This is a genomic window from Peribacillus sp. NPDC096448, from assembly GCF_044762675.1.
Classification (GTDB): domain Bacteria; phylum Bacillota; class Bacilli; order Bacillales; family DSM-1321; genus Peribacillus; species Peribacillus frigoritolerans_B.
Map to the genome: position 1 here is coordinate 44,606 of NZ_JBIWEU010000015.1, position 12,751 is coordinate 57,356.

A 12,751-nucleotide genomic window follows, 5' to 3' on the forward strand; every position below is an offset into this window, starting at 1 on the left:
CTTGCGCCTGCGGGGTCTCCCCTAGACGCGCTTTTCCCGCAGGAGTCTCGTACCTTTCACTCCAATCAACTCTGTTTTTAAATTTAGATAAAACCATCCCTATTTAGTTGAAGGTGTTGTTTTGGTTGTTCGGGAACTTCATTGATGAAACGCACATTTTCCGGGCCCATTTTCTCTACAAAAAAAGCTGAGGCATAATGCCTCAGCTTTTTTATATATTAGAAGTTGGATGAAATGGATTTTTGATTGGATAATCCTGATTTTTTAACGATTTCATCACTCTCTTTTTCACCTTTATCATTATCGGATTTCAATGATTGTGATGGTGTTTCTTTTAGCTGCTTACCGGCAACGACCACCTTTGAACTGATGTCTTTTAATTCACTTGTTGCGTCCTTCGCCGTACCAAGTGCATCAGTGGAGATATCCTTTACTTCGGATACTTTACCTACCACGTCTTCATTGACGGTTTCATATAGTGTTTCAACGTCATTGATTGCCTCTTTAATCGTCTCCGTTGCCCCTTTGACTCCTGATACCATCTGTTCCTTCATTTCGCCGGGATTTTCCTTCACCTGTTCAATCATATTCATGGAGTTGTCTTTTAAAAGGACGGCTGATCGCTTTACTTTATTTCTTGTGTTGGAGTCAAGTAAGGTCAACGCACCGCCGACAAGCCCCCCGATTAGAATCCCTTTTAAAAGTTTGCTATTCGTTTGAGTTTCGATAGTTGATTGAGTCATTTATATTTCCTCCTTTAGAATAGTAGATTGTTTGCTTATTTTGGGTTTTCCCTTATTTACCATAAGTTAAACTGGAAATAATAAACTATCACGGGATTGACATAATAAATAAAACAATAGTAATCTACATATAGTTAAATGACTGAACTACTTTTTGGGAGGCGCAACGATGACTAATGAAAAAGTTTCTGGATTGATTGATCGCTATATGAAGGTTTCTTTCTATGTCAATAAGATGGGGGAGCTTTTAATAAAAGATCAGATTTGTGATGTGCTGACGAACGAACAATACTATACTTTACGGTTCATTCAACAAAAGCGGTTGTGTACATCGACGGAAATCAGTGATGCCTTTTATATTAATAAGAGTGCCGTCACGTCCAACATCAACAGGCTGGAAGGCAAAGGATTGATAGAACGGGAACAGGACCTGGTTGACCGAAGGGTCTTTCACTTGAAGCTTTCCAAAGTGGGGGAAGCGTTGTTACAGGAAACGGAAAATAAGATTCATAAATTGGTAGAGAGCATCATGACGAAATTCGATTATGAAGAGATTGTTAAATTCCTTGATACATATGAGAAGCTTTCACAGATTTTCATTCAAATGAAGAATGAGGAATGGGAGGAAATATAAATGAGGGGAATCATAAAGGGAAGATGGCTGGTCATTATCGCTTGGGTTGCAATTACGGCAGCGTTATTGTTTGCGGCACCGAATATGGCGGAGCTTGTCCGGAATAAGGGCCAGCTGGATGTACCTGCAGAGTATTCCTCTGGAATGGCCAATGAGCTAATGAAAGAGATCCAGGATAAGGATGAGTCACAAGTGGCTCTCGTATTTCATGGTGATAAGAAGTTATCTTCCTCGGAATTGAAAGAGATCGAGGTAGCGATCCAAAAGCTTGAAAAGAATAAAGCAGAGCTTGGCATCAAAGAGGTCATGACCCATTTTAAAGACCCCTCGCTAAAAGGTCAGTTGGTCTCGGAGAATGAATCAACGGTTTTGACATCCATCACGATGGTCAAGGGGGACCGGGAAGCTAATGAAGTGATCGATGCCCTTTATAAAGAGTTGGAACAAGTGGAAGTCGAGCATTATTATACAAGCAGCTGGATGATCGATGAAGATCTTAATGCCAATTCCCAAGAGGGGCTGAAGAAAACTGAAGGCATTACGGTTGTCTTCATCCTGGCTGTATTGTTGATAGTTTTCCGTTCAGTGGTGACACCGATCATTCCGTTAGTAACTGTCGGTTTCACTTATTTATGTTCACAATCCATAGTCTCATTCCTGGTGGATAAATGGGACTTTCCGATTTCGTCTTACACCCAAATATTCCTGGTAGGTATTTTATTTGGAATCGGGACTGATTATTGCATCCTGCTTCTTAGTCGTTTCAAGGAGGAGCTATCGTCTCGGGAGTCCTTGCCTGAAGCCATCGTGGAGACATACCGAACCGCCGGTAAGACTGTCTTATTCAGCGGGCTGACCGTAATGATTGGCTTTGCGGCAATCGGTTTTTCTACTTTTAAGCTCTATCAATCTGCGGCGGCCGTTGCCATAGGGGTTTTCATTTTAATGATCGCCCTTTATACGATCGTTCCATTGTTCATGGCGGTTCTTGGCAAGAAGCTATTCTGGCCGGCGAAAGGGAAGCTTGCGCATAGTGAAAGTAAACTGTGGGGAATTCTTGGTAACTTCTCTTTGAACCGCCCATTATTGGCGCTTATGATCGTCGCAATCGTCTGTGTCCCCTTTTTGTTTATGTATGATGGGAAGATTTCTTATAACTCCCTTGAAGAAGCGGGTGATGATGTTCCTTCCATCATGGCATTTAATATCATTTCCGATGAATTCGGTCCGGGACAATCGATGCCAACACAGATTGTCATAAAAAATGACGAACGTATGGATTCGGAAGATTACGTCGTACTTGCTGAAAAAATCAGCCAGGAAATCGTCAAGGTGGATGAAGTCGATATCATTCGATCCATGACCCGCCCGACAGGTGAACCCATTAAGGACTTATTTGTCTCCAATCAAGCCGAAACTTTGGAAAAGGGAATCGGGGAAGGAAATAAAGGCATTAAACAAATCAGCGATGGATTGAAAACGGCAGGCAGTGAGCTTTCCGATTCAGGACCGCGATTGAAGCAAGCGACAGACGGAATAGGCGGGCTCATATCCGGGACCAATGAATTAAAGAGCGGCGTAGGTCAGGTGGAGAAGGCGTTAACAAGTATTGAAGCAGGCATTCGCGATGGGTCTTCAGGGACTGGGGACATAAAAAACGGATTGAATGAGGTTAAGTCAAACTTGGAGAAGCTCGCCACCGGAAGCGGACAGCTACTCGAAGGCTACAAACAATCAGCTAATGGGTTAAGCGAGCTCACAGGTCGATATAAAGAAATTCAAACAAACCTTACGGGCGTATCACAAAGCCTTGCCGGTTTAAATCCTTCCTTTGAGCAAATGGAAGCCACTTATCCAGAATTACAGGCGGATCAGTCCTATCAAACGATCAAGCAAACAGTTCAAGGGGCACAGGGTGGCTTGGAGCCCATGGCAGCAGGCCTTTCAGAGCTCAATAGGAATCTTGTTTCAGTGTCCGGCGGTTTGAATACGGCGAACGAAAATATGGAAGAGATCGTAAAGGGTCAAAATTCTCTTGGGGAGGGCCTGAACCAATTGATTTCAGGTGTCGGCACTTTACAAAAAGGTTTAAGTACCATGGCCAATGGTCAGGGGGAAGTCATAAATAATCTGTCAGGATTTAAAGGAGGCCTTACCAGCTTAAGTAATGGGCAGCAAGAACTCCTAAATGGTTTTTCAAGCCTCGGCGGACAACTTACTGATTTGACTGATGGCTTAAATGAAAGTGCGGATGGTCTGAATGAAGTCCATGATGGACTATCGTCCGCACAGGGTTATTTATCAGGGCTGGCAAAAACGGATAAAACGGTAACAGGCATGTACATTCCCAAAGAAGTGGTCGAAAGCGAAGAATTCGGGGAAGCATTGAACGCGTATTTATCTGAAGATGGTAAAATCATGACCATGGATGTGGTATTCAAGGCGAATCCATATTCCAATGAAGCAATCGAGCAAATCGATTCTATTGAGGCAACCGTTGAAAGAGTAACGAAAGATACAAAGCTTGAAAACGCACAGGTGACGATAGGGGGAATCACAAGTACACATCATGACTTGGGCATGATGTCTGAGGAGGATTTCTCAAGGACTGTCGTTTTGATGCTTTCGGGTATTGCAATCATTCTCTTTTTCATGCTGCGATCCCTGGTCATGCCGGTCTATTTGATTGTGTCGCTCGTTTTGACTTATTATACAGCGGCAGCCATTACAGAGTTGATTTTTGTTAATATTCTCGGTTATGCCGGCATCGGCTGGGCAGTTCCTTTCTTTGCATTCGTCATCTTGATTGCTCTTGGCATTGACTATAGCATTTTCTTGATGGATCGCTTTAACGAGTGGAAAGATAAGCCGGTCAAGGAAGCGATGTTACTGTCAATGAGAAAAATGGGAACGGTGATCATCTCGGCGGCTGTCATTCTGGGGGGAACCTTTGCTGCCATGATGCCAGCAGGAGTTTTATCACTTTTGGAGATAGCCACTTTAATATTGGTGGGGCTTGCTTTATATGCGTTTGTCATATTGCCATTGTTTATACCGGTTATGGTTGCAACGTTTGGAAACGCGAATTGGTGGCCATTTTTAAAAAATAAGGAATAATGGGGAGTACCCCTTAAATTAAAGAAGGCATCCGCATGGATGCCTTCTTTAATATTTCATCATGACCGCTTTATGAGGAACATAAAAGCTTATGTATTCCTTTTTGGCTAAATCGAATCATAATTGGGGGATTCTTGTTTTATATTTCGCGATGATCTTTTGATTGTGTTCATCTGCCCCTTCGATATTACTGCTTAGGAATACGGGAGGGGTTTCCCCAGATTCAATAATCGTTTGGATGACTTGCGTGAAAACCATATTGAGGAGAACGGCCCCGATCACGGTCGATCCGGAACCAAAAGATATATTGTTTGATTTCAGTAATGTGTCACCTTTGGCAATATGATTGTCTATGACCAAATCAACGACATCGTGGAGATAATGCTTCTGTTTATGCCGTGAAGAACAACTTTTTGCATACTCCGGTGATGTTAGTCCAATGACGAAGGCCCCTTTTTCTTTTGCGCCAATGGCGACATCTATTGGAACGGGATTTACGCCGGATGATGAAATGACGATACAGACATCACCAGGACGGATATCCTCATCATGCATGAATTTCTCTGATAGGCCATTTTGCCGTTCAAGTTGGGATGACCTTGAAGCTCCCTTGAAAAGCATCAAATCTTCAACGAAAATGGGACGAATTGCGGCTAACCCACCCGCCCGGTAGAATACCTCTTCGGTCAAAATGTGAGAGTGTCCGCTTCCGAATAGATGGATGATTCCATCTGACATCACTGCTTTTGAGATATGTTCCACAGATTCCTTAATTGATTGCTTTTCCTGTTCTCCCACAATTGAGAGTAAAGCCTGCACTTCTTCAAAGTATGAGTTCATATATGTGACCCCTCCGATTACCTATCGCAATTAAAAGACTATAGTGATGAAAATATTCAATTTTATCTGCTTATGGTTATCGTGAACTTATACCTGTCCGCACGATAAGCCGATTTAACATATTCAAGGGGAGTTCCGTCTATTAGGAAAGTATGCCTTTTAATGAATAATATGGGTGAGTGCTTTGGAATCGCTAAATGGGTGACTTCCAATTCAGAAGCAATCGATGATTCCAACGTTTGTGTAGCATAATCTATTTTTAGTTTAACGTAATTCTCTACATATTGGTAAAGGGAAAGGTTAATGATTTCTTCCGTCAATCCTTTAATTAAATTGGCGGACATGTACACGGTCTCTAATGCCATTGGAACATCATCAGCCAACCGAATGCGTTTTATTTCATATACGGGAGCATAAAGGGAAATGTGCAATTCACTGGCAATTTTCTTATCAGCCGGAATGATTTCAAAACTCAGCAGCTTACTGCTTGGTTTTAATCCCCTGGCTTTCATGTCCTCGGTGAAGCTGGTCAGCCCATTGAGCTGCTGCTCCAATTTCTTATCGGCGACAAAGGTTCCCCTTCCTTTTTGACGGTATAAGTATCCGTCATTCACCAAATTATTTATGGCTTGCCGGACGGTCATCCGGCTAATTTCGAATTGCTCGGCATATTCACGTTCAGATGGAAGGGCATCGTGCGCTTGGAACTCACCGTTTTCTATTTGTCTTTTTATTTGTTCTTCGATTTGAAAATAAATCGGAAGAGGTGAGTTTTTATCAATCATCGACTTTCGCTCCTTTTAAGGTATTATCACTCCGGATAACGCTTTTTGGTCTGCGATAATTGTAACATTATTATGTTTTTTTAGGATAGATGCAGGGAACTCCTCGGAAATGTCACCGTGTAACAATTTCTTCAGTGTTTCGGCTTTTTCTTCACCAGAAATCAGCAGCAGAATTTCTTTGCTTTTCATGATTGTGGAAATGCCCATCGTAACGGCATGTGTCGGAACTTCGTCTATGGAATTGAAATAACGTGCATTCGCTTGGCGCGTTGAATCTTCAAGAGTCACGACATGTGTACCGGATGTGAAGGGAGTTCCAGGTTCATTAAAACCAATATGGCCATTTTGGCCAATACCTAGTATCTGAAGATCGATTCCTCCTACGGAATCAATCATTTCGTCATACCGTTTACATTCTCCGTTGGTGTCATCGGCCGTCCCATTTGGCAGGTGAGTACGCTCTTTATTTATATTGATGTGAGTGAATAAGGAGTCATCCATATAATAATGGTAACTGTTTGGATCATTTGGTTTTAAGCCGATATACTCATCAAGATTAAAAGACGTTACATTTTCGTATGAGGTATGATTACGCCCGTGATCTTCAATCAAATTATCATACATACCTTTTGGGGTACCGCCCGTTGCAAGGCCCAATTTGATATTTGGATTTCCTTTAACTTTTCCGATCACTATTTCTGCGGCTGTCTGGCTCATTTCTGCGTAATCCCGCACTTGAATGATATTCATTTTACATTCTCCTTTTTAAAAGCTAAATTTCCTCTGCAAAACGTCATTTCAACGTCCAAGCGGTCATTCAAAATTACAAGATCCGCGTCTTTACCGACCTGGATGCTCCCTTTTCTATCAAATATCCGAAGCTGTTTGGCAGGGTTTTCTGCCGTCATTTTTATAATGTCAGTCATGGAACAGTCGGTATATTCCAATGTATTTTTGATGGCATCGTTCATTTTCAATATACTTCCGGCCAGTGTACCGTCTGAAAGCGTTGCTCTTGTTTCGTCAACATTAACAGGCTGACCACCTAAATCATAGGTACCCTTTTCAAGCCATTTGGCACGCAGCGAGTCCGTTATCAAGATCATGCGTTCACTGGTTATTTGGTTATATGCCAGTTTTACCATTTCCGGCCTGCAGTGAATGCCGTCAGCAATAAGTTCAACATATAGCTCGTCTCGAAGATAAGCAGCTCCCAAAACACCAGGTTCGCGGTGATGGAGTCCACGCATCCCATTATAAAGATGTGTAACGTGGGTAGTACCTGCCTGTATTGCTTCATCTATTTGGTTAAATGTTGCATCTGAATGGCCGATGGAGGCCACGACGCCAGTCCCTCTTAAGTGAGCGGCAAGATCTAATCCATTTGGTTGTTCAGGAGCAAGCGTTACAAGCTTGATTTGATTTTCGGCCATTTCCTGCCACTTTTTAAATAGAGTGACATCAGGATCAACGATATACTCCTCAGGCTGTGCTCCTTTACGGGCAGGTGAAATGAAAGGACCTTCTAAATGGATCCCAACTATTTCAGCGTGTTCCTGAGTTTGATTTTCGATATATTTACCAGCATTAAGAAGTGCTGATTCAATAGCTTGGGTAGATTGGGTCATTGTTGTGGCCAGAAAGCTGGTGGTTCCTTCTTTGGGAAGGGTCTCTGCCATTGTGGATAATGCTTCATGTGTGGCATCCATTGCATCGGAATTGGATGCCCCATGAATATGAATGTCGATCGCACCGGGAATTACCTGATAATCCGGTGAAAGGGTAATTACCTTGGCATCATCGTCCTGTTTGTATTCGCTGACTGGACCAACTTCGGCAATTTTTCCATCCACGACTTTAATGTACCCATTTTTGTATGTTTCCTTTTCGCTATGAACTATTAGATTATTAATAATGAATGTTTTCATACATAATCCCCTTTATGAAAGTAAAACTTAATGAATGAGTCATGAAATGGTCTCATATATTTTGCCCTCATTTTATCGTTTTTATTAAAAGTTGTCTAGACCAGTTGAGAGGGAACCGGATAAAAAAGATATTTTTGCTTTATTTTCGAAGAATATAGTATACTTTCAAGTAAATTGGTATAGACATCTATATATTTTTTGTGCTAGTATAAGCCAAAGAAAAGTTATTATATTGATAAAATGAAAACGCTTTATACGTCTTTTCGTTCTGCTGAATTAAAAGAAGTTAGGAACAAGGGAGATGAGTTCGATGTTAAATTTTTTACAAAAGATTGGGAAAGCTTTGATGTTACCGATTGCTGTTTTGCCGGCAGCGGCTTTATTGCTTCGTTTAGGGCAACCGGATTTACTTAATATTCCATTCATGGCTGCCTCGGGACAAGCGATTTTTGATAACCTTGCCATATTGTTCGCTTTAGGTATAGCGATTGGATTATCTAAAGATGGCAGCGGTGCTGCGGCATTAGCGGGTCTTGTTGGTTACTTTGTATTAACGAATGGTACACAAGCGATTAATAAAGATATCAACATGGCTGTATTAGGCGGTATTATATCAGGTATAGTTGCAGCTCTTCTATATAATAGATACTCCGACATAAGACTCCCTGAATGGCTTGGATTCTTTTCAGGGAAACGATTCGTCCCGATCATCACTTCGCTAGCGATGATTATACTTGCGGGAATATTTGGTTTTGTTTGGCCGCCGATTCAAGATGTAATCAATAGTGTTGGAGACTGGATTACGGGTGCAGGGGCCTTGGGTGCCGGCGTATTCGGCGTATTGAATCGCTTATTGCTTCCAGTAGGATTGCATCATGTCTTGAATAGTATGGTTTGGTTCGTTTTTGGTGAATACAATGGAGCGACAGGTGATATAAATCGTTTCTTCGCAGGGGACCCGACTGCTGGGCCCTTCATGACCGGCTTTTTCCCGATCATGATGTTCGGCCTTCCAGCTGCAGCATTAGCCATGATTGCAGCTGCTAAAAAAGAGAAACGTAAATTGGTGACGGGGATGCTTGTTGGGTTGGCTTTCACTTCTTTCCTAACAGGAATCACTGAACCGATTGAATTTCTGTTCATGTTCATCGCACCGGTGTTATATGTAATACATGCCCTTTTAACCGGGGTCTCTCTGGCGCTAGCTGTTATATTGGATATCCATCATGGGTTTGGATTCTCCGCAGGAGCCATTGATTATTTCTTGAACTTTGGTATAGCGCAAAAACCGCTATGGTTAATCCCGATTGGATTGGTATACGCGGCAGTTTACTTCGTGATTTTCTATTTTGTCATCAAGATCATGGATTTAAAAACACCTGGCCGTGAAGATGATGAGGAAGTTGTGGAAGAAGAAACCATTGTGAAAACAGGGGATAAATATACCGATATGGGATCGCTTTTCATTCAAGATCTTGGCGGTAAAGAGAATATAATGCTAATTGATAACTGTGCAACGCGCTTGCGTTTACAAGTGGCCGATTCAGGAAATGTGAATGAAGCAGCCTTAAAAAGGCATGGTGCGCGCGGTGTCATGAAGTTGAACAAATCGAGTGTGCAGGTCATTGTTGGAACGAATGTTGAATTCGTTGCAAATGCAATGAAACAACTTGTCAAGAATGGCGTCGACCCAAGCAAAGTGAAAACAAGTCCATCTGCACAAGTGGCAGAGGATGGAATGGAAGAAAACCAAGCTTTGGGTGCAATTGACTTTGTCCTTCCAATTGAAGGAACCGTTTTACCGATAGAACAAGTTCCCGATCAAGTGTTTGCGATGAAAATGATGGGGGATGGCTTTGCTATCGAGCCAGCCAATGGAAAACTAGTATCCCCAATCGATGGGGAAGTTCTAAGTATCTTCCCGACAAATCATGCACTGGGATTGAAAATGGATAATGGTCTGGAAATTCTGATCCATGTTGGCTTAGATACAGTTAAGTTAAATGGAGAAGGGTTCACATCCCTTGTGCAAGAAGGTCAAAGAATAACAAAAGGAACACCTCTTTTGGAAATTGATTTAGATTTCATAAAACGGAATGCACCATCAACGGTCACTCCTATTATATTCACTAACTTACCAGAAGGAACGGCAGTGAAATTGCAAAAGCCAGGGATCCAGAAACAAAATGCACCAGATATCATCCAGTTGGAAAAACTATAAAACGTGTTAAAAAGGGATGTCGACATTGTCGACATCCCTTTTTAGACTTTAGTCAAACTCGATGAAAAGCGAGTTTGCCTGCAGTTTTTTTCTTTGAAAGAAGATCCAGCAGAAATCCGGTGATCCGGATAGGGCTGCTTGGTACAATCATCATTTATACATTGATTAGCATTGTCGGCATCCTAGCCAGCATTCTGGGGGCAGTGGGCATTAGCTCGATGGGAACGAATGGGGAGCAGCATGTAATTTAACATCCTATCAATTTGCTCTCCTCGGTTCTGTGGCTTTGCTCGTCATAGCCCTATTATTTGCGATGTGTTTGCACAAGGATGATTTTATTTTAAGGCCAAGATACCGAAACAGAATATGGCTAAATCCCTTAATGTAAAACCAGGTCAGAAGCGGATAACTGTGATTTGCCAGTGACCTCCCTCTCATTTTTCTAGCAGTAAAGGGACTGCCTACATAAAATATTAATTAAAGATTGGATTTGCGGCTCACTACCATATATAAAAAAGAGCCTGTTCGATTCGAACAGGCTCTAAACATTACATTAGTCTTTTAAACACGTTAAGCATTCGAGCAAATGCCGGTTATTTCTGAAGCATCGACGATACGCTGAACTTCTGAACCCTCTAGTGTCTCTTTTTTCAATAGCTCTTCAACGAGCTCTTCATACTGTAAGCGATTCGAGTCAATCAGCATTTCCGTTTCTTGAATCGCTTTCGTGAATAATTCCTGCATCTTTTGCTCCTTCTCACCTTTATTAAAGGTGAGGGTAAATCCATCTTGAAGCATTCCGGTATCGACCATTTGTTCCAGTAGATGTTTCGCCTGCTGTACATCTCCGCCTACACCAATGCTATGTTCTCCTAAATACATTCTTTCCGCCACGCCGCCTGCTAAGATCATTTTGACTTGATCAAGCAATTCACTGGCTGTTGCCAGATGGAGTTCTTTTGGTATCGGCGCTACATATCCAAGGGCTTCCCCACGCGGAATGATGGTCGCCTTTCGAACGGAACCCGGCTTTGTCAAAGCTGCAATCAGGGCATGTCCACTTTCATGAATGGCCACACGTCGCTTCGTATCCGCATCATTCAAGGTACGTGATGTCGCTCCAAGTATCGTACGGTCAATGGCGTAATCAAGATCCTGTTTACGAATCATATCCTGTTCATTCCTCAGGGCATGACGTGAGGCAGTATCGAACAGGGAGCTTAAGTCAGCGCCGGAGAAACCGGATGTACTTTCAGCCAACTCATCCAGGGAAGCCAGGACATCTGTCGCTAGACGCTTTCCCTTCGTATGGATATCGATGATTTCCTTTCTTCCTTGTGTATCTGGAAGTGGGACTTGGAAAGAGAAATCGATCCTGCCCGGACGTAGAAATGCCTCATCGAGCATATCTTTCCGGTTGGTCGCTGCAATGAATAAAATGCCTTCATTTGGATGGCCTCCATCTAATTGCACAAGCAGTTCAGTTAACGTTTTTTCGCCTTCTTCCCCGCCATGGGCTTTCCTTTTACCAGCCAACGCGTCCACTTCATCGATGAAAATGACAGCTGGCGATTGCTTACGTGCATTTTGGAAAAGGCTGCGGACACGGGCTGCACCTACTCCAACAAACATTTCGTTGAAGGCTGAACCGCTCGTTGAGAAGAAGTTTGCACCAAGCTCTTTTGCAATTGCCTGTGCAAGCAGCGTTTTCCCCGTTCCAGGGGGGCCATATAATAAAATGCCTTGAGGCGGCTTAATTCCAATTTTAGCTGAACGTTCAGGTTCCTTTAGTGTAGTGAGTGTCTGAAGGATTTCCTGTTTGATTTCGGATTGCAAACCGCCTACATCATCCAAAGTTATCTCTGGCAGGGGTTTCGGGGTGGAAAGGCTTTGTTTTTTGCTGCCGATCCGCAATCCGCCCTTTGATTTTTTCTGTATAATGACACCGGTTGTGACGAGAGCCGCCATTAATCCGCCTAAAATCCATAATGCTGATTTATTAGTTGATGAAAAAGAATATTGAACGTTATAAGTTTCGACAAGTTTATTGATCATTTGACTGTTGGGAGGAATACTAGAAACGTATTCTCCATCCGGTGTGGTGATATGAAGAGTGCCATTTCTCTTTTCTTCAATGGTGACAAGGGCTCCATTTTGGGCTTTAATCGTCTTTTCTACCGAAGAAAAGGGAATGACCATTTCCTTTGACTGAGTAACAACATACCAACTGATTCCAGCAATTATCACAATGAGAGCCGTAAGGAACGGCAGCAATTTCGAAACTAATTTAGAGTTCGAGTTCAATTTTTCATCTCCTTTAAGAATATATATTAAGTATAAAATTTTTAAACATGTTTTTATACCTTAAATTAAAGGTAAATAATGTTAAGGTCAAGAAATAATATTTATTATGAAAGTTTAAAGAGTCCGCAATTAAGAAATATTTAATCTAACCGGCATATTAGACTTTTTAAATGCGAAAT

10 protein-coding genes are annotated in these 12,751 nt (G+C 42.1%); 4 read left to right on the forward strand and 6 right to left on the reverse strand.

Going from position 1 to position 12,751, the window contains the following annotated elements:
• Nucleotides 1–218: 218 nt before the first annotated feature.
• Nucleotides 219–743 (reverse strand): YtxH domain-containing protein, encoded by a 525-nt coding sequence (locus ACIQ0C_RS21770; protein ID WP_402842820.1) that lies wholly within the window; start codon nt 741–743, stop codon nt 219–221.
• 169 nt (nt 744–912) lie between these two features.
• Here ACIQ0C_RS21770 and ACIQ0C_RS21775 point away from each other — a divergent pair, with 169 nt between their 5' ends.
• Together ACIQ0C_RS21775 and ACIQ0C_RS21780 are read left to right on the forward strand one after the other, a co-directional pair.
• Nucleotides 913–1,377, forward strand: a complete 465-nt coding sequence (locus ACIQ0C_RS21775) for a MarR family winged helix-turn-helix transcriptional regulator (protein WP_403063901.1) — start codon at nt 913–915, stop codon at nt 1,375–1,377.
• Nucleotides 1,378–4,494: an MMPL family transporter gene (locus tag ACIQ0C_RS21780; RefSeq protein WP_403063904.1), complete on the forward strand. Its 3,117-nt coding sequence runs from the start codon at nt 1,378–1,380 to the stop codon at nt 4,492–4,494.
• Between the two features lie 117 nt (nt 4,495–4,611).
• Here ACIQ0C_RS21780 and ACIQ0C_RS21785 read toward each other — a convergent pair whose 3' ends face one another.
• The 4 genes from ACIQ0C_RS21785 to nagA form a co-directional block, all read right to left on the reverse strand.
• Entirely contained in the window at nt 4,612–5,334 is a 723-nt protein-coding gene (locus tag ACIQ0C_RS21785) for an SIS domain-containing protein (RefSeq protein ID WP_403063907.1), read from the reverse strand.
• A gap of 62 nt (nt 5,335–5,396) precedes the next feature.
• Nucleotides 5,397–6,119, reverse strand: coding sequence for a GntR family transcriptional regulator (locus tag ACIQ0C_RS21790; protein WP_403063910.1), 723 nt, complete (start codon nt 6,117–6,119; stop codon nt 5,397–5,399).
• 15 nt (nt 6,120–6,134) lie between these two features.
• The gene (gene nagB / locus ACIQ0C_RS21795) at nt 6,135–6,869 is read right to left on the reverse strand and encodes a glucosamine-6-phosphate deaminase (RefSeq protein ID WP_403063913.1); all 735 of its coding nucleotides are present in this window, start codon (nt 6,867–6,869) and stop codon (nt 6,135–6,137) included.
• Nucleotides 6,866–8,047 (reverse strand): N-acetylglucosamine-6-phosphate deacetylase, encoded by a 1,182-nt coding sequence (nagA, locus tag ACIQ0C_RS21800; protein ID WP_403063916.1) that lies wholly within the window; start codon nt 8,045–8,047, stop codon nt 6,866–6,868. Before nagA ends, nagB begins: the two co-directional genes overlap by 4 nt.
• Before the next feature lie 310 nt (nt 8,048–8,357).
• Here nagA and nagE point away from each other — a divergent pair, with 310 nt between their 5' ends.
• Together nagE and ACIQ0C_RS21810 are read left to right on the forward strand one after the other, a co-directional pair.
• Complete coding sequence (gene nagE, locus ACIQ0C_RS21805; RefSeq protein ID WP_403063919.1) at nt 8,358–10,268, forward strand: N-acetylglucosamine-specific PTS transporter subunit IIBC; 1,911 nt, start codon at nt 8,358–8,360, stop codon at nt 10,266–10,268.
• A 119-nt stretch (nt 10,269–10,387) separates the two neighbouring features.
• On the forward strand, nt 10,388–10,519 hold the full coding sequence (locus ACIQ0C_RS21810; protein WP_403063922.1) for a hypothetical protein: 132 nt from the start codon (nt 10,388–10,390) through the stop codon (nt 10,517–10,519).
• Nucleotides 10,520–10,838: 319 nt separating this feature from the next.
• Here ACIQ0C_RS21810 and ACIQ0C_RS21815 read toward each other — a convergent pair whose 3' ends face one another.
• Nucleotides 10,839–12,572 carry an AAA family ATPase gene (locus ACIQ0C_RS21815; RefSeq protein WP_403063925.1) on the reverse strand — a complete coding sequence of 578 codons (1,734 nt, stop codon included), beginning with the start codon at nt 12,570–12,572 and terminating at the stop codon, nt 10,839–10,841.
• Nucleotides 12,573–12,751 lie beyond the last annotated feature (179 nt).

Bases quoted from the DNA above. Each gene is read 5' to 3' on its own strand.
- ACIQ0C_RS21775 (WP_403063901.1), top strand. From the start codon at position 913: ATGACTAATGAAAAAGTTTCTGGATTGATTGATCGCTATATGAAGGTT.
- ACIQ0C_RS21780 (WP_403063904.1), top strand. From the start codon at position 1,378: ATGAGGGGAATCATAAAGGGAAGATGGCTGGTCATTATCGCTTGGGTT.
- ACIQ0C_RS21770 (WP_402842820.1), bottom strand. From the start codon at position 743: ATGACTCAATCAACTATCGAAACTCAAACGAATAGCAAACTTTTAAAA.
- nagB (WP_403063913.1), bottom strand. From the start codon at position 6,869: ATGAATATCATTCAAGTGCGGGATTACGCAGAAATGAGCCAGACAGCC.
- ACIQ0C_RS21790 (WP_403063910.1), bottom strand. From the start codon at position 6,119: ATGATTGATAAAAACTCACCTCTTCCGATTTATTTTCAAATCGAAGAA.
- ACIQ0C_RS21785 (WP_403063907.1), bottom strand. From the start codon at position 5,334: ATGAACTCATACTTTGAAGAAGTGCAGGCTTTACTCTCAATTGTGGGA.
- nagE (WP_403063919.1), top strand. From the start codon at position 8,358: ATGTTAAATTTTTTACAAAAGATTGGGAAAGCTTTGATGTTACCGATT.
- nagA (WP_403063916.1), bottom strand. From the start codon at position 8,047: ATGAAAACATTCATTATTAATAATCTAATAGTTCATAGCGAAAAGGAA.